The following is a 25,289-nucleotide window of genomic DNA, read 5'->3' as shown; positions in this document are numbered from 1 at the left end:
TCTGTCATGCTGAATGCAGGTTGGCAAAGCGTGTGGTTGTACTCAATACCCAGTAACTGCTTTAGAGTCAGCATTCCAGACCAACATTCTGTCAGCCTTAGTTGAATCAACTATTAAGCAAGATTTTTCCGGACAAAAATCTCACTCTTAATGAATACGTATTATTTTGGTGGCAACAGTAATTTTTTAATAATTGAGAGTTTTGTCTAGCTGTCAAAACCACAAAGTTTTGCATTCCCCTCGACAACATTTTAGCGAAAATAGCCATCGGCTCCAAGTCTAGGCGCGATCGCTATTCTCTGTGAATGGGTAGATTCAACCAATCGCTTAATTCATGAGCTAACCATTCCAGTTCTAGGTCAGATTTAATGCCATGATCTGTACCACCTAGTTGATATTTTTTGACTCCTACCCAAATATCTAATTGTGCTGACACCTGAGTGCGGTTGTCTTCAGCATCTTTCGTGAAATGTTGTGGGATGTAAACTAGCTTAGTGATATTTGGTCTAGGTGATGGATGAAAACGACGGAATTTGAATCCCAATAGCTCATAGGTAAGGTCAATTTGCTGACGATCTACATACAGACGAGTACGACCCAATATATTGAACAAAAAACCGTACAACATAAAACCGCCAGCACCCCAAAAAGGCAGAGAAAACAAAGCAAAGGGGAGATTGACAGGGAAAGGGGCTGAGAGGGCGCCAATTGTCCAAAAGAGGATAAATGAATTCCAAGCGATCGCAAATAAACCCAAGAAGATCAGCGATGGTTGAAAACCAGGGGAGGGAATCAAAATTTCTAGATCATCGCTGCTTTTGGTGAGTTGAATTTGGCTTTCGGCTGGTTTGCTAGTAGTTAAAGTCGCAATGTTGGGTAACGGTGATTGCTCCAAGGCTGACAGCGCCGCCACTGCAGAATGCAAACGCCGCTCTAGGTTGGGTTCAACCATTCGCTGTAGCCAATTGCGGAAACTGGGGCTGACATCAGCAAGATGCTCAAACTGAATGCGGAAGTCTTTTTGCGGTAAATCTGCTGGATGAATTCCCGTCACCAAGTAAATTAAAGTTGCACCCAAACTGTATAAGTCAGAAGCGGGAACTGTACGCCCACCAAATTGCTCCGGCGGCATATAACCATAGGTACCTACCACAGTCCTTGTTGCACCTTCTGTAGCCAGGACAGTTTGGACTGCACCAAAATCCACCAGAAAAACTTGACCGATATTATTTCCAGAGCGCTCCCCTAATAAAATATTGCTGGGCTTAAGATCGCGGTGAATCACAGGCGGATGTAATCCATGCAAATAAGCGAGAATTTCTAAAACAGCTTGAGCTATTTGTTTGATTTCAATTTCTGTAAAAGTCCGTCCATTTTGTAAGTATTGCTCTAGGGTTTGGGCTGGGATATAACTCTGTACTAAAGCAAATCCGTTGAGGGTAGGCGAATTGACTTCAAAATAATCCAAATAGCGGGGAATACAAGAATGTGACAAAGATTTTAAAGTTTCTGCTTCCCGCTCAAATAGCTTCAAGGAATCCCATTCAAAGTCACTACCGAAAGAGAGCAGCTTAATAACTACTAGTTCGTGTGTTTGCAAGTCACAGGCTAAAAGCGTCCGTCGCCCTGCTTTTTTGCCCAACTGCTGCTGAATTTCGTAGCGGTTAACTAAAACTTCCCCAGTCATGCGAGTTACTCATAACGCTACGTTGACAAGGTTTTCATAACTGATAGCTCGCCATAATTAAGCAAGCTGCTATCTTTAGTATAATTACCAAACTCTATGCCCTGCGAACTTTGGCCTTATATTACCCCTGGGATTCCTGATGAATTATTCGAGCACTTACCGGGAATTCCCTTAAGCCAGCGAGAAGTTAGGCTGTTATTAATTTCTCAACTACGACTCCAACCAGACTCAGTGTTGTGGGATATTGGGGCTGGGACAGGTACAATTCCTGTAGAAGTGGGAATGCTGTGTCCAAATGGACAGATTATTGCAGTGGAAAGAGATGAAGAAGTAGCTAACTTGATCCGGCGCAACTGCGATCGCTTTGAGGTGAAAAACGTCGAAGTGATTGAAGGTAACGCCCCTGATTGTTTGCAGAGCCTGAAAACTATGCCTCACCGCGTTTGTATTGAGGGTGGGCGCCCTATCCAAGAAATTTTGCAAGCTGTGTGGGATTATCTCCCACCCACAGGTAGAGTTGTAGCCACGGCTGCGAATTTAGAGAGTCTATATGCTATTTCTCAAAGCTTTTCATTGTTGAGAGCTCGCAATATTGAGGTAGTCCAATCTGCGGTTAATCGGCTAGAAATGCGCGGCTTTTCTCAAACCTTTGTCGCTGTCGATCCCATTTTTATCCTCAGTGGTGAGAAACTAGACTAAATCTGCAGGCTGAAGGATGAAGGCTCAACCAGTCTTCATCCTTCATACTTTAATACCTCATACTTACTCTTATGCCTTGGTCCCGGATTATTAGCTCAATTGTAGCGATCGCCCTTGCTTTAGTTTCCACCCTCTTAGGGGGTTGGTACTTTACCATCATGGTTGCAGTTGTTGTCTTTTTAGGACAACAGGAATATTTTAATTTGGTGCGCGCTAGAGGTATCGCTCCCGCTGCCAAAACCACCATATTTGCCAGCCAAGTGTTACTAGCTACATGCACTCTCGATGGCAATTTAGCTGATGCAGTAATGCCTATAGCCGGGACATTTATTTGTTTCTACCTGCTATTTCAACCCAAAATGGCAACCATTGCCGATATTTCCGCTTCAATTATGGGGTTGTTTTATGTAGGATATTTATCCAGTTACTGGGTGCGATTGCGATCGCTTGATAGTCTCGCCAAGAGCAATTTACCTTTAGGCGGTTACTGGCCTGTAGCCTGGAAAGATATTTTTGACCAAAGTAATTTCGCTTCTCTACCACAAGGTCTAACTCTCACCATACTGACTTTCTTAGGCATTTGGGCAGCTGATATTGGTGCTTACACCATCGGTAAATTCTTCGGAAAAACTCGTTTGTCAGATATCAGCCCTAAAAAAACCGTTGAAGGTGCTGTCTTTGGTGTGAGTGCTAGCATTGCTGTAGGTTTAGCGGGAGCGTATTACCTCAACTTGCCCAAACCTCTCTACACAGGCGCGGCTTTGGGTTTATTGATTGGCATTGCTAGCCTACTCGGCGATTTGATAGAATCCATGCTCAAGCGTGACGCCGGGGTAAAAGACTCTGGACAATTGATTCCCGGTCATGGCGGCATTTTGGATCGTACTGATAGTTATATTTTTACAGCTCCGTTGGTCTACTACTTTGTCACACTCTTATTGCCTTTAATTACAGATTAGATTGCTTGTCTACGGATTGGGGAGTGTGGGAGGTGGGGTGGTGTGGGAGGTGGGGTGGTGGGGTGGTGGGGTGGTGGGGTGGTGTGGGAGGTGGGGAGTGTGGGGAGTGTGGGGAGTGTGGGGAGTGTGGGGAGTGTGGGGAGTGTGGGGAGTGTGGGGAGTGTGGGGAGTGTGGGGAGTGTGGGGAGTGTGGGAAGTGTGGGAAGTGTGGGAAGTGTGGGAAGCTTTGGGTTCTGAGGAGGATGTTTTGAGTTCTGAAATCCAAGTTTCAGGTTCAAAGGCTGACGCTTCAGGCTCAAAGGCTGACGCTTCAGGCTCAAAGGCTGACGCTTCAGGCTCAAAGGCTGACGCTTCAGGCTCAAAGGCTGACGCTTCAGGCTCAAAGGCTCAAACTTTAATCCCCACACTCCCCATCACCCCACACTCCCCATCACCCCATCACCCCATCACCCCACACTCCCCACACTCCCCACACTCCCCATCACCCCACACTCCCCATCACCCCATCACCCCATCACCCCATCACCCCATCACCCCACACTCCCCACACTCCCCACACTCCCCACACTCCCCACACTCCCCACACTCCCCACACTCCCCACCACCCCACGCCCCAGAGATATTATTTAAAATAAAGAGCGAGCATTTTCAGTTTTTGATTTTTAATCATTAGGGGTTAACGTTAATCCGTCCGCGACAGATTAGTCTACCTGGGATCAAGGTCAGTTCTTGGATATCAACCTCTGAACCGAGATCAAAACTGTAATGATGATTACCTCCAGATGGAGCCATCGTGTTGTAGGCTATGCGGATGTTTTCCAGTTGTAGCTCGTGACCACTCAACAGTGCCAAACCCGTGGAAAGCTCTACTGGTGACGATTCAGTTTCTGTCACCGAAGCACCCCGCAGTATAATTTGATTATTGCTTAGGATAATTTTTGTCCAAGTAATTGACTTGGTTTTTGAGCTGCATTCTGGTAAAAGTTTAACCAGTACATCTTTCAAAGCAGTCGCTAATAAACCAGAAGAAAGGGAGTTATTCAGATCCTGTTCTTCAACAATTAGCTCACCAACCACGGGTACTGTTTCTAACAGTCGGAGTGGTTGTCCCTTGAGCACAGAACCGATATTAATGTGAATTTTTTCTGCCAATAATTGAATTTGTCCGATATGAAGACCTCGATAAACAGCACCAGTAGCGAAAATCGATACCTGAGGAACCCGCCCAGAGAGGATTTGGCGATCGCTCGCTTGCATCTCCACAGCCAACTCAGATACTTGGCTAACTTGTGCTCTCAGCCATAACTTTAAGGCTGTGGTGAGCATAGTCGTAATAACTCGCACTTTGCCAGTATTTTTTGGTTCTGAATTTGGCTCTGACATCTCACCCTCGATTTACAGTTGTAAACTCAACCAACAGCTGACACTAAATAGCTTTTAAATGTAACATTTAAGGCTATTAACTACAAAGTGCAAATACTATGATTTAAATGCTAGTGGAAGAAAAAGCACATTCGACATGGAGGCACGATTACAAAAAGTCCTAGCTCAACAGGGTGTAGCCTCACGACGTGAAGCCGAAGAAATGATTAGGCAAAAGCGTGTGCGGGTCAATGGTATCTTGGCGCATTTGGGTCAAAAGGTTGACCCCAAAACCGACAGTATCACCATTGATGGCCAGCCAGTATCTGCCGCGCAACGACCGCATCTGACTTATCTTCTACTACACAAACCCGCTGGTGTGGTTTCCACTTGCGACGACCCCCAGGGAAGAACTACAGTCCTGGATTTATTACCGCTACAATTACGGGACGGTTTAGGAATTCACCCAGTAGGGCGACTAGACGCCGATTCTACAGGAGCATTAATACTCACAAACGACGGCAACCTAACATTTGGTCTTACCCATCCCCGCCACAGCATACCCAAGACTTACCGCGTTTTAGTCAAGGGACACCCCCCAGAAAAAGTGCTACAGGCGTGGCGTCGGGGCGTGATGCTCGAAGGGAGAAAAACTCGTCCGGCGGAAGTCCGCTTCATCGAAAATTCCGCCGCCCACAGCTGTTTAGAAATTGTTTTAAAGGAGGGACGAAATCGCCAGATTCGCCGTTTAGCCCAACAGTTAGGATATCCCGTGATCAAACTGCATCGGACTGCCATAGGTTCGATTCAATTAGAAAAGCCCGATGAACCCTGCTTACAAGAGGGTCAATATCGTTCCCTGTCAGACGATGAGATTTGCTTTTTGCAAGAGCAGATCAAGCACATACCTATTAAAGATTCAGCTGAGTTAAGGAGTGTAACAAAGCATGAAGTGGCCAAGAAGGAAGGATGATCAACAGCCAAAACTGTCAATAGAGCAACAACGCGCTGAAAAGTTAGCAGAATTGGGTGCTCAACTTTGGGCATCTCGCCAAGAACAGGGTTTATCCTTAGAGGAAGTGGTGGCCTTGACCAGGATTCCCAGACGGCTGTTGCAGGCCATTGAAGAAGGTAATTTAGATGATCTGCCAGAACCAATTTATATTCAGGGCTTGATCAGACAGTTTGCCGATGCACTAGGATTCAAGGGAACAGAGTTTGCTAGTAGTTTTCCAATTACTGGTGTGCGAGTTAACAGCCCACTGACCTTAGAAACTAAACCCATCAGTCAACTACGTCCTATTCATCTCTACTTACTTTACATATTTGTCATAGTATGCTCTGTAACTAGCTTGTCCCAGATGCTCAATAATTCTGGGCTACAAGCGAATGATGGCAGGACTAAGCCAAGACAAGTAACTGAGTCTTTTGAGAAACCCCTATCAGCCAATTATCTGCAACAACCTACAGCTGCCAAACCGACACAAGCCGGACAGCCAGTAAAAATTGGCGTGACTGTAGAAGAGTCATCCTGGATTCGCGTCATCGCTGACGGTAAAACTCAGTTTGAAGGTACTCTCCCACAGGGTAGTCGTCGCACTTGGCAAGCGCAAGAGCAGTTGACTGTGAAGACTAATAATGCTGGCGGTGTGCTGATGAGCGTCAACCAGGAACAAGCAAAGCCCATGGGAGAACTGGGAAAAGCTGAGGAAATTAAGATTGCTGCCAAGCCTAGATTTTAACAAGGGAAAAAAATTAGGGGGTGAGGGGCATGAGGGATACTAATGATCAATTTTTACTGATTGATTTTTGTCCCCCTCATTGGCCCTAATCTTCATTTGGTCTGGGGCGCGCGTCCAAAAAGCGTGGTGAGATGTTTGAGGCGATCGCTAAATTCATCTCTCAAAGCTTCTGGATAATAGCGCCACTCCCAATTACCCTCAGCAGTGCTAGGAAAATTCATTCGCGCCTCGTTTCCTAATCCCAAAATATCTTGTAAGGGAATAATCGCCTGATTAGCGATCGCACTCAAAGCCAGTCGAATCAAATCCCAATGCACACCTTGAGGACTAATACAACCCAAATATAATTCTAGATTGCGCTTCTCCCAATCACTAGCTGTATTAAACCAGCCGATAGTCGTATCATTATCATGAGTGCCTGTATATACTACAGCATTTCTGCAGTAATTGAACGGTAAAAATGGATTCCCAGGATCAGAACCGAAAGCAAATTGCAAAATTTTCATCCCCGGAAATTCAAACTTATCTCGTAATGCTTCCACTCCCGGCGTAATCACCCCTAAATCTTCAGCCATAATCGGTAAACTGCCCAATTTGTGCCTAATTACTTCAAAAAAAGCATCTCCAGGCGCTTCTACCCATTCCCCATTGACAGCGGTTTCTTCACCTTGCGGTACAGACCAATAAGCTTCAAAGCCGCGGAAATGATCAATGCGGATAATATCGACATAATCTAGCATGGCTTCAAACCGCTGCACCCACCACTTAAAGTCTTGGTTTTGTAATTCTTCCCAGTTATAAACCGGGTTTCCCCACAGTTGACCGGTGGCGCTAAAGTAATCTGGTGGCACACCCGCCATTTGTGCGGCTGCTCCCGTCTCTTCATCTAGACAAAAAATCTCTGGATTTGCCCACACATCGGCGCTATCATGAGCTACATAAATGGGGATATCACCGATGATATCTACACCCCGCATGTTCGCGTAGCTTTTGAGTTCCGACCATTGCCGGAAAAATTCATATTGGGTGAATTTATAGTAGAAAATTTCCCCTGTTAGCTGGCGTTGTACCCGATCTAATGCTTCTGGCGATCGGTTGGCGATTTCTGGTTCCCAAGTGTGCCAGCTAGCACCGTCTTGAGTGTCTTTGAGCGCCATAAACAGGGCATAATCATCTAGCCAGTAGGCTTTGGTGTCACAAAAACCAGCAAAACCCTTTTGCTGAATTGGTGTTGCCTTTACCTTAAAATTTTCGCAGGCTTTTTTGAGTAAATCGATTTTCAAAGGCACAACCTGCCCAAAATCCACCTTTTCGGCAGGGAATGCTGGTAAATTAGCTAAATCTTCCGCAACTAGCAAACCCTCATCCAGCAATTTTTCTGGGCTAATCAGCAAAGGATTACCGGCCATTGCTGAGTAGGACATGTAAGGGGAGTTACCATAACCTGTAGGGCCTAAAGGTAAAACTTGCCAATACTGTTGGTAGCTTTCTTTGAGAAAATCAATAAAGCGATAAGCTTCTAAACCTAAGTCCCCAATGCCAAATCGGCTGGGAAAAGATGTCGGATGCAGCAAAATGCCGCTGGATCTGGGAAAAGGCATATATAACCTGAGTGTGGGAGGGAGCGATCGCATCGAAGTTTATCACGCCAGGGTGCGGTTTGGGCGATGGGAATTGGCAACAGTGACCAATAACAAATAACCAATGACAAATAACCAATCACCAATGACCAGTAATTACCGAAATCCAGCCCCAACAGTTGACATCATCATCGAATTAATTGACAGACCACATCGACCAATAGTGTTAATTCAGCGACATAATATTCCTTTAGGCTGGGCAATTCCCGGTGGTTTTGTTGATTATGGGGAAGCGGTGGAAGTGGCGGCTATTCGGGAAGCGGCGGAAGAAACGGGTTTGCAGGTGCAGTTGATTGAACAATTTTTGGTATACTCTGACCCTAGCCGTGATCCGCGTCAGCATACGATCAGTATTGTGTTTTTAGCGACGGCGACGGGTGAACCTGTGGCTGGGGATGACGCTAAAGGTGTGGGTATTTTTGAGTCTTGGCGTGTACCGCACGATTTATGTTTTGACCACGATCGCATTTTGCGCGATTATTGGCATTATCGGCATTATGGGATACGTCCTCGGTTGGGTTAACTAACCTTTTACCGATCGCGTCTGATGAGAAAATCGGCAAACAGAAAGCTTTATTCGAGAAAGTGGTATCTATGACTCGTGAAGTAATTAATACTGATAGTGCACCGGCGCCTGTGGGGCCGTATAATCAAGCGATCGCTGCTGCTGGTAAATTCATCTTTGTGGCTGGTCAAATTGCTATTGATCCCCGTGTTGGTGATGTTGTCTACACTGACGATGTGGTCAAGCAAACTGAGCAGGTGATTGCTAATCTGGAAGCTATCTTGACTGCATCTGGTGCGACTTTTGAGAATGTGGTGAAAACTACTGTGTTTCTCGCCAATATGAAGGATTTCGCGGCGGTGAATGCAGTTTATGCTAAATATTTCCCTGAAGATACAGCACCGGCTCGTGCTTGTGTGGAGGTTTCGCGTTTACCGAAGGATGTGTTGGTAGAGATTGATTGTATTGCGGTGATTTAATAGTGGGAGGCTTTCAAAGCCAAGATTCTAACCCTAAGGCTTGCACCTGTTGTATTCTTTGAAAGATGATTCAATTTCTTGGAGCAGTAGTTCTTTATTATTCATCGAATTTGCTTTCACAAAAAGCTTTTAATAAAGTGATACAGTTAGCGATCGCTCCTAAATGAGCAATTTCATAACCGTGGGTGTTTTGTGTCGGAAATGCTAAACAAGCAGCGCGCCCGACATGACCAAATTTCATCGCAATAGAAGCATCGCTACCAAATCCATTCAATATTGCTAGTTGTATGGGTATATCTAAATGCTTGGCTGATTGGCTTAGTTGTCGGTTCAGGCTTTCGTCGTAAATCCCATAGGCGTCTTGAGCGAGAACAACTGGACTTTCCCCATCTTCAATTGGATATTCACTGGATAGGGGACAAATTTCTAAGGCAATTAAAGCATCTAAAGTTTGGTTTTGGGTGAAAAATAAGGCCCCGATTGCGCCTACTTCTTCTTTAGCTGAGGCTACCAAATAAACATCAACTTCTGGCTGTTTCACAGTTTCAGCTAAAGCTAGAAGAATCGCCACAGAAGCTTTGTTATCTAGGGTGTAACTAGCAATATGGTCTTTTAATCTGATGGGATGTTTGCGATGCTTGCCAATTACCATTCTAGTTCCTGGATGAATGCCTGCTGCTTCTAGTTCTACAGTGGTCAGCTTGGTTTCAATCCAGGCGTTTTCCCATTTGACGGGGGTGTCTTCCTGTTGCGCTTTTTGCGGTGATTCATGGGAAACGTGACGGGAACCAAAGCTTAAAACACCGCTGACGGTTTCGTTGTCTCCTAATAAATCAACCACACCTTCGCCATAAACCCAGGGAAAAGCGCCACCGAGTTTGCGGACTTCTACACGTCCTGCATCGCCAATAGTCTTGACAATTGCACCAATTTCGTCTTTGTGTGCGGTGATGGCGATCGCTTTTTGAGGATTTTTGCCGGGGATCTTAGCTATGATATTGTCAGCTTTGTCGCGCCACACTTCTACACCCAGACTAGCAAATCGCTGTAACAAAAATTGGTTAATTTCTGTTTCCACACCACTAGGAGAATGGTGCATCACCAATTCTGCAATAATTTTAAATAACTGTTCGTAATCCCACATTAATGATATTTCTTGCCCGCCTAAGTATAAATATTTAATAATTTTTGGTGACAAAATCTGCACTTATACAACCTACACATCCCAGCAAATTCCAGGATGGTGGGTTGTTCATATCTCACTACTTACACCACGAAAATTCCACTCACATTGCTGCTAATTGTACTTGCTTGTTGCCAAGAAACAACCGCCAATAAATCATGATTCTGGAAGATTTGAGCACCTTGAACACTGTCGGCAAAGTGCAAGTTTTCCAGGCTGCTCACCTTAAATTTGGTAGCTCCAAGTTGGAAGCCATTAATTGTATCGTAGCCTTCGCCAGCTGCTAGGACAACGGTAGCAGCACCCGCACCCAGCCATACACTGTCTAAACCAGCACCAGAGTCAATGAAGTCATCACCGCCATTGGCGTAGATGGTGTCATTTCCAGTACCACCGAGAATTCTATCAGCTTGGAGACCACCGAAAATGAAGTCATCACCAGCACCACCGATCAAACAGTGCAAAGTCTAACAATGATTAAAAAAAATATGCTGATTGGTAAAAATCTTCTCATGAACTATTTCCTAAAAAGCCAATAGTTATAAAATTATTTATTAATAATCAAACAGGTTATATTAGTTACACACTACAGCCCCACATTTCAATGATGAAAAAATACGGGCATTTTCATTGTTTATCAGCTTTTGGTCTGTTGATACAGGTTCAATTTATCCACCAAAAAAGATTTTTAGATTAAATTAATTGTCACCATTGCATTGAGTAGTTAAATTCATTGTCAATCAACTATATATTTAGCCTTTTAAATAAATGTGACTAAAAAGTGACAACCTCTGGGTCAGCTATCTCTAATTTTGCTTAAGTTAAAAGTATTTAAAATCAAACAATGGTGGTGTGAGTTAATTATTCAATCTACTACTTTAGACAGAAAAATCGAAATCACAAGCAAAACTAACGACAGATATATAACTGTCTCTCTTTTGGTACACCTATAATTAAACACTTATACTGATAAATTCAGCTTACTGATTAATTAGTTGTTATCGAGAATAACCTACTCAAACTCAAAATATATAAGTGAAGGTAAAAAATATGTCTGCTGAACAAATTCTGCAAAAAAAAATAATCTCAAATAGTTCATTGCATCAAGTAATCCGCAGTGAAGTTAGACAACATCAAGGAAAACAGGAGGGATTGACTATACCGGTTGTTGCTGTATATTTGTCTCCTCTCGGCTTTATGTTTGTTTGGGTGGTTTTTTTCTTAATTTTGCAGAAAATTCGCAACATGATCGAAAATAAAATGACTTTTACAATGAAAACTTCTCATAAAGTTCCTTGTAAAAACTGTAAATATTACGCAAATAACCATTACATCAAGTGTGCTGTCCAACCTTCTATTGTACTTACTGAAGCTGCTCAGGATTGTAGTGAATATTCATCGAAAAAAAGCGGATTTTTTTCTAAAAATATTTTGAAAAAGAATAATTATAATAATTAGTAATGTCATTAGTCATTTGTCCTCGATAAATACAAATAACTAATAACAAATCACATTACCTAGCTACACCAGTATTTAACTGCAGTAATAACCAAGTCAGATAAGTACCGAAGGGGCCCCAAAGTGCATAGGGAAGAAATAACCAGGAAGCTGTTTGCGAAATTGGTTTGATTACAAATGCCAAAATATAGACGAGGAGGGTAGCCAATCCGCCGGCGATGATTCCCCCTGTGAGGCTGCGGAGTTCAACTACAATTGGGCTGTAAGTAGAGGTTAGTAGAGCGATCGCTGCATAAATAGCCATTAGCCCCCAGGGGCGCGAATGTTGTTTAGCGCTTCTCTCCCAGACAATAATTGCAGAGATTGTCAGACAAGCCCAGATAAAAGTCCAAATGAAGGGAATGAGGAACTCAAAGGTTAACCAATTTGGACGCTGTAAGTTTTGAAACCAAGGGTCGCGCAGCGATGTGAACAGGCTACCACCAAAGAACAGTGCTGCGGAAACTGCTGTAATGATCCATCTAGCTTTCACGGTCAATTCTGTTTATCGTACGCCTACATTTGTAGTTTAGGTTGTGGGAGCGATCGCTGCACCTACCATAAGTCTAAATTAAGAAATAGAAGCTAGTACAACAAGGCTGAAGTATGAAGTATGTAGACGCCTGAAAGGTGGCAAGCCGCAGGCTAGTATGAAATAAATTAGCTTGTATGATCAGCCTTTGGGCAAATTTGTCATGGGTACTTTATTTCCACCGTGCTGTACTAGTTCCTAATCCCTAGTTTCAGGAAATTTATTTTACTAAGTAGCAGCAAGAACGCTCTTAAGTTTCAATTGAATTTTACTACCTTTTTTCAAAACTACTTCACCACCAGGACTTGACAAAACGTAAGCCGTAGCTGCTGCGCCTCCTGCTAAACCACCACCTTTAATGTTTGCTTTTTTACCAGCAAAATGACCTGCAACTGTTCCACCTAAAATAATGCCAGCGTTTTGAATAAATTTACCTTTAGTTTTTGTCTCTATTTGAGTGTTTATTAAAGAAGCTTCTATGGGATAAGTTTGACCATCTTTGAGAATAAGTTCATCAAAAACTAGATGCAAACTAGCTTTTTTACCTTTAGCGGCTTTGTTAACATTTTCTAAATGTCCCTGGATTTGAGCGTCTTTAAGTTCGACATTTGACCCTTTTACAGAATTTTTAATTCGCAGAATAAATTTCTCATCATTACGGTTTTTACCTGTGGATAATTCTTGTTGCAGAATCGTGTCTATGTTAGTTCCTGCTGGCACAGATACTTGGGTTTTTTGAGCAGTGGTTAATTGAGCAGAGTTAGGAGCAGTTTTGGCTTGGTCGTTGGGTTTACTGCACGCCACAGAACTGCTGATTAGGGCTGCACTGAGCACTAATGGGATGATGTTTCTCATTTTAAATCTTTTATAAAACTAAGAAAACTATACCACCACTATTTCATTTTTATTTGTTATTTATCCTTTGATATTTGTGATGAGGAAATAGGCAATTAAATCATTTTGCTTATCTCCTCATTTCTTCTTAAAACTATTTATTACTTAACGATTTTTGTGTCATTTCCATGAGAATATTTTGAGAACTATGCTCTGGTTCATCTTGATGGGGGCGACGTTGGATGTAAGAACCATCTGACTGCATTTCCCAAGCTTGGCGATTATCTGTCAACATGATTTCCAGGATTTTTTGTAAGTTTTGCCTAATGCTTGTATCTTCGACTGGAATGACAGCTTCCACACGACGATCTAGGTTGCGGGGCATCCAATCGGCACTGCCAATGTATACTTCAGTTTGACCGTTGTTATGGTATTGAAAGATGCGGGAGTGTTCTAGAAAACGACCAATGATGCTAATTACGCGGATATTTTCGCTGACTTTGATAACTCCAGGACGCAGACAACAAACACCCCGAACAATCAAATCAATTTGTACTCCAGCTTGAGAGGCTTTATAAAGAGTCGCAATAATCCGCGAATCAACCAAAGAATTCATTTTGGCAATAATTTGACCTTTGTGACCATTGTGACAGTGTTGAATTTCCCGTTCTATTAGTGCAATAATGCGATCGCGCATATTCACAGGTGACACTAATAATTTGCGGTAAGATTCCTGGTAGGAATAACCAGTCAAATAATTAAATAAATCTGTTAAATCTGCTCCTAAATCTTCTCGGCAACTCAATATTCCTACATCAGTATATAACTTCGCTGTTTTAGGATTATAATTTCCCGTCCCTACATGAACATAACGGCGGATTTCTTCTCCCTCTTGACGCACCACTAAAACAATTTTTGTATGAGTTTTTAATCCTACCAATCCATAGACTACATGGACACCAGATTTTTCTAATTTATTCGCCCAATTAATGTTATTCTCTTCGTCAAAGCGAGCTTTTAATTCCACAAGCACAGCAACTTGTTTACCATTCTCTGCAGCCGCAATCAGAGAACTAACAATTTCTGAGTCTCCAGAAGTACGATAAAGCGTCATCTTAATTGCTAGAACATGAGGGTCGCGGGCGGCTTGAATAATAAATTGTTCTACAGAACTGCTAAAAGATTCATAAGGATGGTGTACCAACAAATCTTTCTGCTGAATTACTGAAAAAATACTCTTGTCTTCATCATGCAAATTCGTGAGTTTATTCTGTTGATAGAAATGGCGCAAACGTGGGGGAATTACTGGCGTCCAACTCGGATCTTTTAATTCAGGTAAAGGTAATGCCATAAATGACATTAAATCTTTTAAATTCAGCAACCCTTCAATTTCATAAACATCACTTTCCACCAGTCCCATTTCTGTAATTAACATCTGTCTCATCGACTGCGGCATTGATGCTTGAATTTCTAACCTTACCACAGAACCGCCAAGATTGCGCTTGCGTAATTCCTGCTGGATTGCTAACAATAAATCATCAGCTTCTTGTTCTGCTAATTCTAAATCTGCATCCCGTGTGAGGCGAAATAGATGACATTCTTTAATCGTCATCCCTGGAAATAAAGCTGCTAAATTGTGGGCGATTACCTGCTCTACAGCTACACCAGTCCAGTGATTTATTTTGCCATTTTCTATGTTCAATTCTTGACGTAAAGCGATAAATCGAGGGAGAATATTCGGGACTTTAACTCTGGCAAATTTTTCTTCTCCAGTGTGCGGCGCTTCGACTAATACTGCTAAATTGAGACTGAGATTCGCCATTAAGGGGAAGGGATGGCTAGGATCAACTGCTAAAGGTGTCAGCACCGGAAAAATTTGTTTTGTAAATAGTTCTTGTAGATAATGGCGCTGTTCTGGACTAGTATCAATGTAATTTATCAAATGAATTCCCTGGGACACCATTGCTGGACGCAGCACTTGTTCAAAATGACGATGTTGCTCAATCACCATTGGGTCTAGAAGTTGATAAATCGCTAATAATTGTTGTTCTATTGTGCGTCCATCTGCTGTGCGTTGATTTGGCTGTTCTTTCGCTTGTTCTTTAAGAATCGCTACACGCACCATAAAATATTCGTCTAAATTAGAACTGAAAATCGCGGTGAATTTGAGTCTTTCTAATAATGGAGTGCGGTTATCTAAGGCTTCATGTAGGACTCGCCGATTAAATTCTAGCCAGCTTAGTTCTCGATTAATGTAGTATTGAGAGTCTAGTAAATCAATTTCTTTGCTAATCTTTTCAGCTTTAGTCATAATGGTCTTTGCCCAAGTAGAATAATTTTATTGGTGGTTTTTTCAACCTACCATAAAATGATTTGTCGTTGAGCAAAAAATACTGTCGATTACTGGTAACTAAGGAGGAAATAGTTAAAATATTTACTAAGTTTTTAGTTAAAATTAAAATTAGGTAAAGTACAAGTAAAATCTAGTTTAAAAATCTCTGTTTTTGATACATTAAAAACAATATTGTCTAGTTAATTTCAACAAGATGGCAAAAGAAATAGAGCGCAAATTTTTAGTCAAAGGAGATAGCTGGAGAGAATTAGCCAAGGGTAGCGGATATTCTCAGGGATATATTGCTACTCAGAAAACAGCTACCGTCCGAGTCAGAATTGTAGAGAACCAAGGTTATCTGACGATTAAGGGGCCGAGTATCAATTATTCTCGCTCAGAGTTTGAGTATGCGATTCCCATCGCAGATGCTCAAGAAATGCTGGAGACATTGTGCGATCGCCCCATAATTGAAAAAACCCGATACAAAGTAGAATATGGTGGTGTAGTCTGGGAGATCGATGAATTTGCAGGTGTGAACCAAGGTTTAATCATCGCTGAAGTGGAACTGAGCGATGAAAATCAACAAATTGAACTACCAAGCTGGATTGGTGAAGAGGTTTCTCATGACTCTAGGTATTTCAACAGCAATTTAGTCAAGCATCCTTTTTCGCAATGGTAGTTTTTATTGCAGGGAATAGGGTTGAAACTTTTTTTGGGTAGAGCTTTCTAATACCAATTCAAATAATGTTGGCGACACATCAATAGACTTCTTGCAGAAGTCGGGAACTCTTAACAGGGAACAGAGAGCAGCGCGGTCTTCTCCCAAGGGGAAACGCCAAGGGCGATAGCGCAGCGTTAGCGAGTCATCGAGCGTCTGGGGGTTTCCCCCATGAGCGACTGCGGAGGAACTCTTAACAGAGAGTAGAAAAGGTACTTTTGCAAGAGGTTTAATGAGCACTGCTGTGTACCTACGGACGCACCTCGCGTTAACGAGAATCGTCTTCAAATATCGATTGAGGATTTCTACTCAAATCGAGATTGTACGTATTCTTCATGGCTCAGAAGACGTGGAAAAATTTTTTCAACAAGGGTCAGATACGGACTAACTCAATAAATCAGCACGGGGTTTGAAGGTTTCAATTTGTCGTAACTTTTCGTAGAGTTCCTGTTCTTCAGGACTAATTTTTTTCGGCGTCACTATCTGAATCTCTACCAATTGGTCGCCGCGTTTACCATTTTCCACGGGATACCCTTTATTCGCCAAGCGGAATCTTTGTCCGGTTCTGACTCCGGGAGGAATGGACATTTTCACCAGTCCATCAAGGGTTGGCGCTTCTACCTGTCCTCCTAAGACTGCTTCCGAGGGTGTGACTGGTACTTGACAGAATATATTTGCGCCTTCAAGCTTAAATAAAGAATGCGGCTCTACGGTAATTTTTAGGTATAAATCGCCGCCACCGATACCCTGGTTTCGCAGTCGAATTGTTTGACCTGTAACCATACCTGGGGGCATACTAACTTCTAGCGATCGCCCATCTTCTAAACGAATCCTTTCATTACCACCTTGATAAGCTTTTTCTAATGGTAAAGTCAATCTGGCTTCGATATCCCGGCGTGTGGGACGCGGTTGAGTTGGGGGAACTGTGTATTCAACTCGGCTTTTGGGGGTACGAAATGGGTCGCTGGTGGTGGTGTTACCCGCATTCTTGGGGTTTTTGTTACTACCTACACCAATGACTTGGTTAATAAAGCTTTCAAAATCAGCAAATTGACTAGGATCTACTTCTGAGGTGCCATTGCGACTGTTAGAGCGATTATCCCAGGTTTTGCCTTTTGGGGTCTGTTTGTTAGCAAAGCCTTTTTGCTTCCAATAGCGGCTAAATTGGTCATACTGCGATCTTTTAGCTGGATCAGACAATACCTCATACGCCTCGCCGATGTCCTTAAATTTTTCTTCGGCTTCCTTGTTTCCTGGATTAAGATCAGGGTGATATTGCCTTGCTAACCGCCGATAAACCTTTTTAATTTCCTCACTGGTGGATTCCTTCGTTACTCCCAAAATCTCGTAATAATCTCGAAAATTCTGCAAATTTTGCATAGTCAGTTATTTAAATTTTAGATTTTAGATTTTGTTACAGAGATTCTTAATGGCATCAAGTCAACTTTAGTACGCCACGCCGCAAATTAACCGTCCGCGATAAAACGCCCAAAAGCTGACTTTATTTCATCCTTCGTACTTCAGCCTGTTTATTTGCCTCAGCCTCATCAACTCACCAATTACCTATTACCTGCTGTAATTGCCAAATCCGAATTCCCTGTCAATAGCATTTCTGATTTTGGATTACTATACCTATGCTTTCTTGTCAAGAGAATTACAACCAATCGTCATCATCATCCCAGTTGTCCTGGTAACTAGGGCGTTCTCGGCGGGAAGAACGATTATCAGAGGGAGATGAGCGGCTATCTCTGCCGTAATCTCTGTTAGAGTCTCTACCATAATCTCTGTTAGAGTCTCTACCATAATCTCTGTTAGAGTCTCTACCGTAATCTCTGTTAGAGTCTCTACCGTAATCTCTGTTAGAGTCTCTGCCATAATCTCTGTTGGCGTCCCTACCATAATCTCTGCCGTAGGTATCGCGTTCTCGATAGGTTTCTTTGGGGTAATCTCGTTCTCGTTCCTTGTCACCACCAGTAAAGATTTCTTTAATAGTTCCAAACAAGTCATCATCTTCGTCCTCAGCATAATACTGGCGGACTTCCCGATTTAGCTCATATAAAGCATCTTGCAGGTCGGCGTAGGCTTGGTCAATACCGCGATCGTCGTTTTCTTTGAGACTATCCCGCAATTCCCGCGAAATATTATCAATTCTTTGGCGACGGTTACGAGCGAATTGCATTCCAAATTCCAGCGCCACTTCTCGCAGTTGGCGTTCTGCTTGCAAGATTAATGCTTCTGAGCGAGTGCGTTTTTCAACCCGTTCTTTGCGTTCTCGGTCAACCTCAGCATATTTCTGGGCTTCTTGAATCATCCGATTCACTTCACCCTCACTCAAAGTCGAAGCGCCTTGAATGGTGATACTCTGTTCTCTGCCAGTGGTTCTATCCAGGGCTGTTACCTGTAAAATCCCGTTGGCATCCACATCAAATGATACTTGAATTTGGGGGATACCTCGTGGTGCTGGGGGAATGCCATATAGCTTGAAACGCCCTAGGGATTTGTTGTTCACCGCCATTTCCCGCTCGCCCTGGACTACGTGAATTTCCACAGTGTTTTGGTTATTTTCGGAAGTGGAAAAAATATCGGAACGGCGGACTGGGATAGTAGTATTGCGGGGAATGAGTTTTTTCATCAAGCCGCCGATGGTTTCTAACCCCACAGATAAAGGCGTCACATCCAATAACAGCACGTCTTTGAGTTCACCCGCCAAAATCCCGGCTTGAATTGCGGCACCTACTGCTACCACTTCATCAGGATTGACGTTTTCGCTGGGTTCGTCACCGATTAAGTCGCGCACCAGTTGTTTTACCATCGGGATACGTGTAGAACCGCCGACTAACACGACCTCTTCAATGTCTGCGGGTGAGAGTCCAGAATCTTTCAGCGCTCGTTTCACAGGTGCGCGTAACCGCCCGACTAAATCACCACACAAACCTTCAAATTGGGCGCGAGTCAGGCGAGTTTCTAGATGTTTCGGCCCATCTGCCGTCGCGGTGATGAAGGGTAAATTAATATCGGTGACGCTGACCGCAGAAAGTTCAATTTTAGCCTTTTCTGCTGCTTCCATTAAACGTTGTAGAGCTTGGCGATCGCGTCTTAAATCTACTTCTTCTGTCTCTAAAAATTGCTCTGCTAACCAATCAACAATTTTTCTGTCAAAATCATTACCGCCTAATTGCGTATCTCCACTAGTGGCTTTTACCTCAAATACGCCATCACCAACTTCTAGAATCGACACGTCAAAGGTGCCACCACCTAAATCGAATACCAAAATAGTTTCCGTATCGCCTCTATCTAATCCATAAGCCAAAGACGCAGCGGTCGGTTCATTCAGAATCCGCAACACTTCTAACCCGGCAATTCTGCCAGCGTCGCGGGTTGCTTGGCGTTGAGAATCGTTAAAATAAGCAGGAACCGTAATCACTGCCCCTGTCACTGGTTCGCCCAAATAGCGACTGGCGTCATCAGCCAATTTCTTCAGCACCATTGCAGAAATTTCTTCAGGAGAAAAATCCTTACTCAGACGGGGACAGGGAATTTTAATATTACCGATTTCGTCTTTGCGGATGGTGTAGGGTACGCGCTTTGACTCTGGGCTGAGTTCACTATATTTCCGCCCAATGAAGCGTTTAACTGCAAAAAAGGTATTTTGCGGGTTAAGGACGGTTTGTCGTCGTGCCATTTGCCCAACCACCCTTTCGCCTTCCTTGCTGAAGCCAACAACGGAGGGGGTTGTCCGCATTCCTTCTGCATTGGCAATCACCACCGGCTTGCCACCCTCCATTACGGCGACTACTGAGTTGGTTGTACCCAAGTCGATGCCGACTACCTTGCCCATGCGTTACTCTTCTCCTAAGTGTGTCTTATATATTTATTATGATTGGGCGAGACTACCTTTAGCGTTGGGCTGTGGGTTGAAAACCCCTCAATGGTATAGTAATCGTCATTCAGATAACAAAGACGGAAAGATTAGCTAAAGGAGCCAGTTGCAAGACTAGGATAACATTGACGATGGTTGGTGCGTCTAAGGAAGCTCCATTTTGCGATGAGCAAAAAAATCTGCCCGAATAATGGAATAATATAACTAGTATTCAGTTATGATGGCTCCTTTGTTGATTTTTTATCAAGAATTATGAACAACTCATCTCGGCGCTAGCGCTGGGGAGTTCTTGGTGAAAAAATACAAATACTTGCACAATAGAAAAGTGTGGAAATCCGCACCTCTGGGTTCAGCAGCAGAGCGCTTTTTATCACTAGACAAGTAGCGGTGATAATTACGCTACGGGTGCAGTTATGGAAAATAATCTGGCGTTACTTTCAATATATGTTCATGATTGATTAGAAAAATTATTTCTAAAATTGATTAATTTGATGTTTTGTATTTGCATATTTAACACTAGGATTAAGACTGATTAAATCCTCAATATTACACTTCATTGTGTTACAAATTGCATCCAAGGGTAAATCATTGGCATCATAACCGAAAGGATTTTCTATTTCTAGCCCAATGGCTTCAATGCCGAATAAAGTAAAACTTACTAACGCCACAATCAAACCTGTCCACCAACCTAAACTTTGCACCATTTGAAAGGGCAATAAAATACAATATAATAATAACAATTGCTTCAAATGAATAGCATATGCTAGAGGCATTGGTGTTCTTAAAATTCTCTCGCAAGAACCTAAATTATCTACCAAATTATTCAATAATTCTTGTATAGCTGTTAATTGATAAACATTTAAATAGCCGCGATTGTGCTGCAAATTCAAATAATCTCCAATCCAGAAAGCTACTTCTAGAGGAGGGTTATTCATAGTTTTGAGTTTTAAATACATAGTGGTGGGAACTAATTCCTCTACTTCACTATCTACCGATTCTCCTCGCAAGTGCAATTTGGTGGTGACAGCAAACGCTACTAATAAACGCAGTGCTTGAATTTTGTCTTCTCTATCTTCTGGGCTAATTTCATCAACAGATACCCAGATTTGTCTGGCTAAGTTGCGGACATTATTGACTATAGAACCCCAACATTTTCTTCCTTCCCAAAATCTTTCATACGCTGTGTTGGTTCGGAAAACTAATAGTAAACCTAAAACAATACTGGGAATTACACTTCCTAAAATAGGTTGAGAAACAGGTAATTTTAAAAAGTGCAGTAGGGAAACAAATACACCAAAACTTCCACACCACAAAACCCGTTGATATATTGCTGATAGTACTGAGCCTTTAATTTGTATAGCTGTTTGAAACCATTGACCTCTTTCTGTGATCATTCATTTTACCTAAAGAATATTTCAGGAGTGATTGAGATAAGCTAATAGCTGGTAATTTTTGTAGTATCGAGAGTCGAAATTTAATATCTAAACTCCGGAATTTTGATTTTATTCATCCTCGATACAACGATGTGTAGGTTAGATACACGACTGCTTAAGTATCCTATGATCTCAAAATAATAACTCTATAAGTAGCATAATTGACAACAGTAATTTTATAGAAGTTGCACGGGCGACGGATTGCTCAAGTCGTTTTTGTATTTAAATTTGTGAATAGCAATAGAATTTCAATTACATAAGGCACACGTTAGCTAGTCTCTAGCCTCTAATTCCTAGCCCTTAACCTCAACGAAATGTACCATCATAAAACGAGAAACGCTATAGATAGGTAATTTTAACTTAGAAGCGATCGCCATTAAAAATTTTCTTACTCATGAAGATGAAACGTATCTAATTATACTTGATTTGATGACAACTGTGATGGTGGGTGAGACACTTGTTTAATTACTAATGACACACAAAAAAACTAGAACCCAGCAAATGTACAAGTAATTCGTAAGTTGACAATTTCAAATATACTGTGATCAGTTGTCAACTACTATCAAAATATCAAAGCGATCGCTCTTTTGAATAACAGAGCGATCGCTCATACTATGGAACAATAAAAAACAATGCATAATACCAATAATCAATCGTCCACCACCAAAGATTTTGTCAAAAATAATTGGAACTTTACGGAAGTATGGATAGACTCAATATTATCACCACCTTACATTCTGCTATTACTATGTGACACTCAAGAAAATTGTCATGTTTATGACCCGGCTCAAGGATATAAAATTGTCTTTTCTTGCAATAATTATGATGAAGCAAAATGGTGGTTAATTGAGGACGGATATGAGCTAATTCAAGGGAGACTTTTAGCTCTGCAATCAGTTCCAACTGAAACAGATTATTAACGGATAAATTAAGCGCTCGCTTTTCGTAGTAAGGACTTTATTCTCAATCTCTAAAGCACTAAAGTGCTTACTACGAAGCTCACCAAATTTTTGACATGAGCCGCTAGTGATAGCTTATCTTGCTAATTTTTCTATCGCTCGACTGATTAATTACACTCACACAGCCAAGATAATGTACTGGTATAAAACAACAAACAGGAAAACTCGTGGCTGAAAAATTCAACAAAGGTGACAAAGTGAAGTGGAACACATCACAAGGTGAAACCACTGGTGAAGTTGAAAAAACTTTGACCTCACCCACAGAAATTAAAGGACATCAAGTTGCTGCTTCAAAAGACAATCCGGAGTATTTAGTTAAAAGCGAAAAAACAGGTAAAGAAGCTGCTCATAAACCTGATGCTTTGGAAAAGATTGAGGAGTAATCTCAGATTATGAGCAAAGATGTTAAATCATTAATAGATGAATTTCATTCCTCAGTTAATATGGAACCAAAAGAACTAGAATCTTGGTTACAAACAGAGGAATCTCAATCTGTTGGACAAAAGGAAAATGATCACGAATCAATAGGACACAAATCAGGTAAACGCATCATCGATTTGCTGAGAAAAAAACCAGATAGCTACACTGATGATGATTTATCACATATGAAAAAAGTCGTTAGTTACATCCATCGTCACTCAGCACAACAGCCTCAAGGTGATGTTGAACATACGCGCTGGCGCTATTCATTAATGAATTGGGGACATGACCCACTAAAAGTTAAATAAAAATCGCAATTGCACGCCAATTCAATTAATTAAAGAGTGAGGAAAAACCCGAACTATTTTTATTCCTCACTCTTAATTATTATCTAACCAAACCAGTGAGATGGTTCGCTACCCGGTTGAACTGCTTCGCAAAGGTGATGACTAATCCAATCAGACTTAGCTTGAAAGATAGAATAAATACCTTGGTGAATCAGATTTTGGACGTGTAGTTGCTGTTCTAACGGACTACGAGGTAATTTGGAATTGAGCAAAAAATCTGGCTCAATTTCGGTCTGGGAAATTTGCACCTCAGTCATCGTGTAGTAAAGACAAGGAATGCGACTGAGAACGAAAGAAATTAGCTCTTGGCGCAAATCGGGAATCGCAAAAGCTTGTTGATAAGGATGGTATGGATATGTATCTAACACACTTTCAATCTCGCCGATGACGGATTGTTGGGTTAATTTGACTACTGTCTTCATAGGTTCTTATCTCCTTTTTTATGCAGACATTAATGTGTGTAAAAAACAGTTTTTGAGACGCCAAACTCATTGTGACAAACAGTTAGAATTTATTGAATAAAGAGATATACTAACCCAGAACCTAACTGAGAATATCGGGAAAAATCAAACATTTGATGTCGGTTGTTTTAGTTAACCTTTGTACTGAGCAAAATCGCTATTTTTGCCAACAGTAATTTATAGATTAGCAACCAAGCGATTTTTGATCCCCATCATATTAATTATTTCAAACTTCTATCTTGTTAGCCAAAAAATACACAAAACGCAGTAAAAACATTAAGGGATCAATTTTATACGCCAAAACTTAATACTAAAAAATTTCATGAAATGAAAATTGCTTTGTCATCTACATTACTTAACAAAGGAAGTTTTTTAGCTCGCTATCTTATTTTGTTTTTTAACTTGTGTAGCCTAGAAAACTAGTTTTTGAGCTTGATGTTTAAGTAAGTTATAACCATAATGAACAACTACACTGAGCAATAAGTTTATTCACGGTTAAAATTATTGTGTAAAAAAGTTGAAAAAATTAACATTAGGGAGAGCTAAATTATGTAGTTGCTGATTAATTGCGGTAGCAGCAGCCAAGCCAGAAACCATCGCACCTTCAACGAGATTACCTCCGCACCAGTCACCACAGCACACCAAAGGTAATGGAGTTTTCGCAGCTAAAACGGTTTCATTCCAAGGAATGGTAGGGAAAGCATAGCGCCAGCGATGCACTTGCAACCAATTGGGAGAATCCAACCAAGGTAGTGATAAAGTCTGAGCTGCACGTTGCCATAAATATTGTCCGACTGGTTGTAAATCTTCAGTCTCCAAGTGAAGTTTGGCAAAATTAGCGTTACTTTGCAAAACAAAATGTGGTTGTTGGGGGTGAAGACGCTTGCTGCTATCAAAACCAATCCATGCGATTTCTGTATGATCAGTAAAAGTTAAGGCAAGCCATTGAGGAAGCGGTGAGGATGTGGGAGGATATCCAGCGATCGCACTGATACAAGGAGAAAATTCTACAGAACCCAGACACCTGATAAACTCTGCGTCTAATAAACTCTCACCCAACGGTGCTAACAACATGAAAGCTTGGGGCGCAGGAATCGCCACAACTAAAGCTTGAGCAGTGATTTCTTCATCGCTAGATTCTAAAGTCAGACGCCAACTATTTTCTGGAGTCGCAGTAATCGCCACAACACGCTGATTTAGCAAAATGTCTAAACCCTGAGCCAAAAATTTAGCGATCGCACTCATTCCCTCCGGCGCCACATAGCGAGGACTCAAACTTGGCGATCGCTCAATCGTCCCGTTTGCTGTCAGTTGATCAACCTTATCCGTCCAAACTTTGAGAATTTGGCGATCGCCCAACAATTCCACAAAACGCCCCAACAATTCGCCTTCAGGCTTGAGGTAACAAGTTCCATGATCCGCACAGGTTCCTTGTAAACGGCGTGTAGCTACTCGTCCCCCCAAACCACGGGACTTTTCCACAACCCGCACCCCATACCCTGCTTGAGTTAACTGCTGGGCGCAGACTAAACCAGCCATCCCCGCACCAATCACCACCACATCCGTCATTAATTCATAGTCCCTAACGATTAGTTATTATCAAAGCACAATCAGGATCAG

At 42.1% G+C, this 25,289-nt stretch carries 26 protein-coding genes and 1 pseudogene; 13 read left to right on the top strand and 14 right to left on the bottom strand.

What is annotated here, in order from left to right; genetic code table 11:
- Positions 1-292: 292 nt before the first annotated feature.
- Positions 293-1,687, bottom strand: a complete 1,395-nt coding sequence (locus MIC7126_RS0101980; protein ID WP_017651440.1) for a serine/threonine protein kinase — start codon at positions 1,685-1,687, stop codon at positions 293-295.
- A 96-nt stretch (positions 1,688-1,783) separates the two neighbouring features.
- Here MIC7126_RS0101980 and cbiT point away from each other — a divergent pair, with 96 nt between their 5' ends.
- From cbiT to MIC7126_RS31750, 4 genes are all read left to right on the top strand, one after another.
- Positions 1,784-2,386 carry a precorrin-6Y C5,15-methyltransferase subunit CbiT gene (gene cbiT, locus MIC7126_RS0101975; protein ID WP_017651439.1) on the top strand — a complete coding sequence of 201 codons (603 nt, stop codon included), beginning with the start codon at positions 1,784-1,786 and terminating at the stop codon, positions 2,384-2,386.
- A 71-nt stretch (positions 2,387-2,457) separates the two neighbouring features.
- Positions 2,458-3,345 (top strand): phosphatidate cytidylyltransferase, encoded by an 888-nt coding sequence (locus tag MIC7126_RS0101970; protein ID WP_017651438.1) that lies wholly within the window; start codon positions 2,458-2,460, stop codon positions 3,343-3,345.
- Between the two features lie 57 nt (positions 3,346-3,402).
- Complete coding sequence (locus tag MIC7126_RS31755; protein ID WP_085987008.1) at positions 3,403-3,582, top strand: hypothetical protein; 180 nt, start codon at positions 3,403-3,405, stop codon at positions 3,580-3,582.
- Entirely contained in the window at positions 3,506-4,018 is a 513-nt protein-coding gene (locus tag MIC7126_RS31750; RefSeq protein ID WP_161606832.1) for a hypothetical protein, read from the top strand. Before MIC7126_RS31755 ends, MIC7126_RS31750 begins: the two co-directional genes overlap by 77 nt.
- On the opposite strand, the gene MIC7126_RS0101960 is transcribed toward MIC7126_RS31750, so the two are convergent.
- Positions 4,015-4,728 carry an LmeA family phospholipid-binding protein gene (locus MIC7126_RS0101960; protein ID WP_017651436.1) on the bottom strand — a complete coding sequence of 238 codons (714 nt, stop codon included), beginning with the start codon at positions 4,726-4,728 and terminating at the stop codon, positions 4,015-4,017. The two genes, MIC7126_RS31750 and MIC7126_RS0101960, sit on opposite strands and share 4 nt — an antisense overlap.
- A 136-nt stretch (positions 4,729-4,864) precedes the next feature.
- Between MIC7126_RS0101960 and MIC7126_RS0101955 the strand changes: the two genes are divergently transcribed.
- Both MIC7126_RS0101955 and MIC7126_RS0101950 read left to right on the top strand, forming a co-directional pair.
- Positions 4,865-5,680: a pseudouridine synthase gene (locus tag MIC7126_RS0101955; protein ID WP_017651435.1), complete on the top strand. Its 816-nt coding sequence runs from the start codon at positions 4,865-4,867 to the stop codon at positions 5,678-5,680.
- The gene (locus tag MIC7126_RS0101950; protein ID WP_017651434.1) at positions 5,655-6,449 is read left to right on the top strand and encodes a helix-turn-helix domain-containing protein; all 795 of its coding nucleotides are present in this window, start codon (positions 5,655-5,657) and stop codon (positions 6,447-6,449) included. Before MIC7126_RS0101955 ends, MIC7126_RS0101950 begins: the two co-directional genes overlap by 26 nt.
- A gap of 92 nt (positions 6,450-6,541) precedes the next feature.
- Here MIC7126_RS0101950 and malQ read toward each other — a convergent pair whose 3' ends face one another.
- A complete protein-coding gene (gene malQ / locus MIC7126_RS0101945; RefSeq protein ID WP_017651433.1) occupies positions 6,542-8,050 on the bottom strand; it encodes a 4-alpha-glucanotransferase in 1,509 nt (502 codons plus the stop codon).
- A gap of 124 nt (positions 8,051-8,174) precedes the next feature.
- On the opposite strand from malQ, the gene MIC7126_RS0101940 reads away from it, so the two are divergent.
- Positions 8,175-8,612: an NUDIX domain-containing protein gene (locus MIC7126_RS0101940; RefSeq protein ID WP_040629947.1), complete on the top strand. Its 438-nt coding sequence runs from the start codon at positions 8,175-8,177 to the stop codon at positions 8,610-8,612.
- An 11-nt stretch (positions 8,613-8,623) separates the two neighbouring features.
- A pseudogene (locus MIC7126_RS0101935) lies at positions 8,624-9,073 on the top strand (Rid family detoxifying hydrolase); the annotation flags it as partial.
- 97 nt (positions 9,074-9,170) lie between these two features.
- Here MIC7126_RS0101935 and MIC7126_RS0101930 read toward each other — a convergent pair.
- A complete protein-coding gene (locus MIC7126_RS0101930) occupies positions 9,171-10,217 on the bottom strand; it encodes a M42 family metallopeptidase (protein ID WP_026099964.1) in 1,047 nt (348 codons plus the stop codon).
- Positions 10,218-10,339: 122 nt separating this feature from the next.
- Entirely contained in the window at positions 10,340-10,720 is a 381-nt protein-coding gene (locus MIC7126_RS28535; protein ID WP_051050376.1) for a calcium-binding protein, read from the bottom strand.
- A gap of 586 nt (positions 10,721-11,306) precedes the next feature.
- On the opposite strand from MIC7126_RS28535, the gene MIC7126_RS0101920 reads away from it, so the two are divergent.
- Positions 11,307-11,714 (top strand): hypothetical protein, encoded by a 408-nt coding sequence (locus MIC7126_RS0101920; protein WP_017651428.1) that lies wholly within the window; start codon positions 11,307-11,309, stop codon positions 11,712-11,714.
- Between the two features lie 55 nt (positions 11,715-11,769).
- Here the strand turns inward: MIC7126_RS0101920 and MIC7126_RS0101915 are convergent, their stop codons facing one another.
- From MIC7126_RS0101915 to ppk1, 3 genes are all read right to left on the bottom strand, one after another.
- On the bottom strand, positions 11,770-12,246 hold the full coding sequence (locus MIC7126_RS0101915) for a TspO/MBR family protein (protein ID WP_017651427.1): 477 nt from the start codon (positions 12,244-12,246) through the stop codon (positions 11,770-11,772).
- Positions 12,247-12,513: 267 nt separating this feature from the next.
- Positions 12,514-13,140, bottom strand: a complete 627-nt coding sequence (locus tag MIC7126_RS0101910) for a hypothetical protein (RefSeq protein WP_017651426.1) — start codon at positions 13,138-13,140, stop codon at positions 12,514-12,516.
- A gap of 133 nt (positions 13,141-13,273) precedes the next feature.
- On the bottom strand, positions 13,274-15,430 hold the full coding sequence (gene ppk1, locus MIC7126_RS0101905) for a polyphosphate kinase 1 (RefSeq protein ID WP_017651425.1): 2,157 nt from the start codon (positions 15,428-15,430) through the stop codon (positions 13,274-13,276).
- A 235-nt stretch (positions 15,431-15,665) separates the two neighbouring features.
- On the opposite strand from ppk1, the gene MIC7126_RS0101900 reads away from it, so the two are divergent.
- Positions 15,666-16,130 carry a CYTH domain-containing protein gene (locus MIC7126_RS0101900; RefSeq protein ID WP_017651424.1) on the top strand — a complete coding sequence of 155 codons (465 nt, stop codon included), beginning with the start codon at positions 15,666-15,668 and terminating at the stop codon, positions 16,128-16,130.
- Between the two features lie 3 nt (positions 16,131-16,133).
- Here the strand turns inward: MIC7126_RS0101900 and MIC7126_RS30060 are convergent, their stop codons facing one another.
- The 4 genes from MIC7126_RS30060 to MIC7126_RS0101885 all read right to left on the bottom strand — a co-directional run bounded on the left by MIC7126_RS30060 (position 16,134) and on the right by MIC7126_RS0101885 (position 21,443).
- Complete coding sequence (locus tag MIC7126_RS30060; protein ID WP_154655802.1) at positions 16,134-16,409, bottom strand: hypothetical protein; 276 nt, start codon at positions 16,407-16,409, stop codon at positions 16,134-16,136.
- Between the two features lie 144 nt (positions 16,410-16,553).
- Positions 16,554-17,549: a DnaJ C-terminal domain-containing protein gene (locus MIC7126_RS0101895; protein ID WP_017651423.1), complete on the bottom strand. Its 996-nt coding sequence runs from the start codon at positions 17,547-17,549 to the stop codon at positions 16,554-16,556.
- A 274-nt stretch (positions 17,550-17,823) separates the two neighbouring features.
- A complete protein-coding gene (gene dnaK, locus MIC7126_RS0101890) occupies positions 17,824-20,007 on the bottom strand; it encodes a molecular chaperone DnaK (protein WP_017651422.1) in 2,184 nt (727 codons plus the stop codon).
- Between the two features lie 515 nt (positions 20,008-20,522).
- Positions 20,523-21,443, bottom strand: a complete 921-nt coding sequence (locus MIC7126_RS0101885; RefSeq protein WP_017651421.1) for a bestrophin family protein — start codon at positions 21,441-21,443, stop codon at positions 20,523-20,525.
- A 671-nt stretch (positions 21,444-22,114) separates the two neighbouring features.
- On the opposite strand from MIC7126_RS0101885, the gene MIC7126_RS0101880 reads away from it, so the two are divergent.
- The 3 genes from MIC7126_RS0101880 to MIC7126_RS0101870 all read left to right on the top strand — a co-directional run bounded on the left by MIC7126_RS0101880 (position 22,115) and on the right by MIC7126_RS0101870 (position 23,169).
- Complete coding sequence (locus MIC7126_RS0101880) at positions 22,115-22,402, top strand: hypothetical protein (protein WP_017651420.1); 288 nt, start codon at positions 22,115-22,117, stop codon at positions 22,400-22,402.
- 206 nt (positions 22,403-22,608) lie between these two features.
- The gene (locus MIC7126_RS0101875) at positions 22,609-22,824 is read left to right on the top strand and encodes a hypervirulence associated TUDOR domain-containing protein (RefSeq protein ID WP_017651419.1); all 216 of its coding nucleotides are present in this window, start codon (positions 22,609-22,611) and stop codon (positions 22,822-22,824) included.
- A 9-nt stretch (positions 22,825-22,833) separates the two neighbouring features.
- Positions 22,834-23,169: a DUF3140 domain-containing protein gene (locus MIC7126_RS0101870; protein ID WP_017651418.1), complete on the top strand. Its 336-nt coding sequence runs from the start codon at positions 22,834-22,836 to the stop codon at positions 23,167-23,169.
- Between the two features lie 83 nt (positions 23,170-23,252).
- On the opposite strand, the gene MIC7126_RS0101865 is transcribed toward MIC7126_RS0101870, so the two are convergent.
- The gene (locus MIC7126_RS0101865; protein WP_017651417.1) at positions 23,253-23,630 is read right to left on the bottom strand and encodes a hypothetical protein; all 378 of its coding nucleotides are present in this window, start codon (positions 23,628-23,630) and stop codon (positions 23,253-23,255) included.
- 540 nt (positions 23,631-24,170) lie between these two features.
- A complete protein-coding gene (locus tag MIC7126_RS0101860; RefSeq protein WP_017651416.1) occupies positions 24,171-25,238 on the bottom strand; it encodes an NAD(P)/FAD-dependent oxidoreductase in 1,068 nt (355 codons plus the stop codon).
- Positions 25,239-25,289: the final 51 nt, after the last annotated feature.

Origin of the sequence: Fortiea contorta PCC 7126 (assembly GCF_000332295.1) — a bacterium.
GTDB classification, from domain to species: domain Bacteria; phylum Cyanobacteriota; class Cyanobacteriia; order Cyanobacteriales; family Nostocaceae; genus Fortiea; species Fortiea contorta.
This window is presented reverse-complemented; position numbering and strand designations above follow the sequence as displayed.

What these genes read in the sequence shown, in the direction of transcription:
- MIC7126_RS0101980 (WP_017651440.1), bottom strand. Translation starts at nt 1,687, where the DNA reads ATGACTGGGGAAGTTTTAGTTAACCGCTACGAAATTCAGCAGCAGTTG.
- cbiT (WP_017651439.1), top strand. Translation starts at nt 1,784, where the DNA reads ATGCCCTGCGAACTTTGGCCTTATATTACCCCTGGGATTCCTGATGAA.
- MIC7126_RS0101970 (WP_017651438.1), top strand. Translation starts at nt 2,458, where the DNA reads ATGCCTTGGTCCCGGATTATTAGCTCAATTGTAGCGATCGCCCTTGCT.
- MIC7126_RS0101960 (WP_017651436.1), bottom strand. Translation starts at nt 4,728, where the DNA reads ATGTCAGAGCCAAATTCAGAACCAAAAAATACTGGCAAAGTGCGAGTT.
- MIC7126_RS0101955 (WP_017651435.1), top strand. Translation starts at nt 4,865, where the DNA reads ATGGAGGCACGATTACAAAAAGTCCTAGCTCAACAGGGTGTAGCCTCA.
- MIC7126_RS0101950 (WP_017651434.1), top strand. Translation starts at nt 5,655, where the DNA reads ATGAAGTGGCCAAGAAGGAAGGATGATCAACAGCCAAAACTGTCAATA.
- malQ (WP_017651433.1), bottom strand. Translation starts at nt 8,050, where the DNA reads ATGCCTTTTCCCAGATCCAGCGGCATTTTGCTGCATCCGACATCTTTT.
- MIC7126_RS0101940 (WP_040629947.1), top strand. Translation starts at nt 8,175, where the DNA reads ATGACCAGTAATTACCGAAATCCAGCCCCAACAGTTGACATCATCATC.
- MIC7126_RS0101930 (WP_026099964.1), bottom strand. Translation starts at nt 10,217, where the DNA reads ATGTGGGATTACGAACAGTTATTTAAAATTATTGCAGAATTGGTGATG.
- MIC7126_RS0101920 (WP_017651428.1), top strand. Translation starts at nt 11,307, where the DNA reads ATGTCTGCTGAACAAATTCTGCAAAAAAAAATAATCTCAAATAGTTCA.
- MIC7126_RS0101910 (WP_017651426.1), bottom strand. Translation starts at nt 13,140, where the DNA reads ATGAGAAACATCATCCCATTAGTGCTCAGTGCAGCCCTAATCAGCAGT.
- ppk1 (WP_017651425.1), bottom strand. Translation starts at nt 15,430, where the DNA reads ATGACTAAAGCTGAAAAGATTAGCAAAGAAATTGATTTACTAGACTCT.
- MIC7126_RS0101900 (WP_017651424.1), top strand. Translation starts at nt 15,666, where the DNA reads ATGGCAAAAGAAATAGAGCGCAAATTTTTAGTCAAAGGAGATAGCTGG.
- MIC7126_RS0101895 (WP_017651423.1), bottom strand. Translation starts at nt 17,549, where the DNA reads ATGCAAAATTTGCAGAATTTTCGAGATTATTACGAGATTTTGGGAGTA.
- dnaK (WP_017651422.1), bottom strand. Translation starts at nt 20,007, where the DNA reads ATGGGCAAGGTAGTCGGCATCGACTTGGGTACAACCAACTCAGTAGTC.
- MIC7126_RS0101885 (WP_017651421.1), bottom strand. Translation starts at nt 21,443, where the DNA reads ATGATCACAGAAAGAGGTCAATGGTTTCAAACAGCTATACAAATTAAA.
- MIC7126_RS0101880 (WP_017651420.1), top strand. Translation starts at nt 22,115, where the DNA reads ATGCATAATACCAATAATCAATCGTCCACCACCAAAGATTTTGTCAAA.
- MIC7126_RS0101870 (WP_017651418.1), top strand. Translation starts at nt 22,834, where the DNA reads ATGAGCAAAGATGTTAAATCATTAATAGATGAATTTCATTCCTCAGTT.
- MIC7126_RS0101865 (WP_017651417.1), bottom strand. Translation starts at nt 23,630, where the DNA reads ATGAAGACAGTAGTCAAATTAACCCAACAATCCGTCATCGGCGAGATT.
- MIC7126_RS0101860 (WP_017651416.1), bottom strand. Translation starts at nt 25,238, where the DNA reads ATGACGGATGTGGTGGTGATTGGTGCGGGGATGGCTGGTTTAGTCTGC.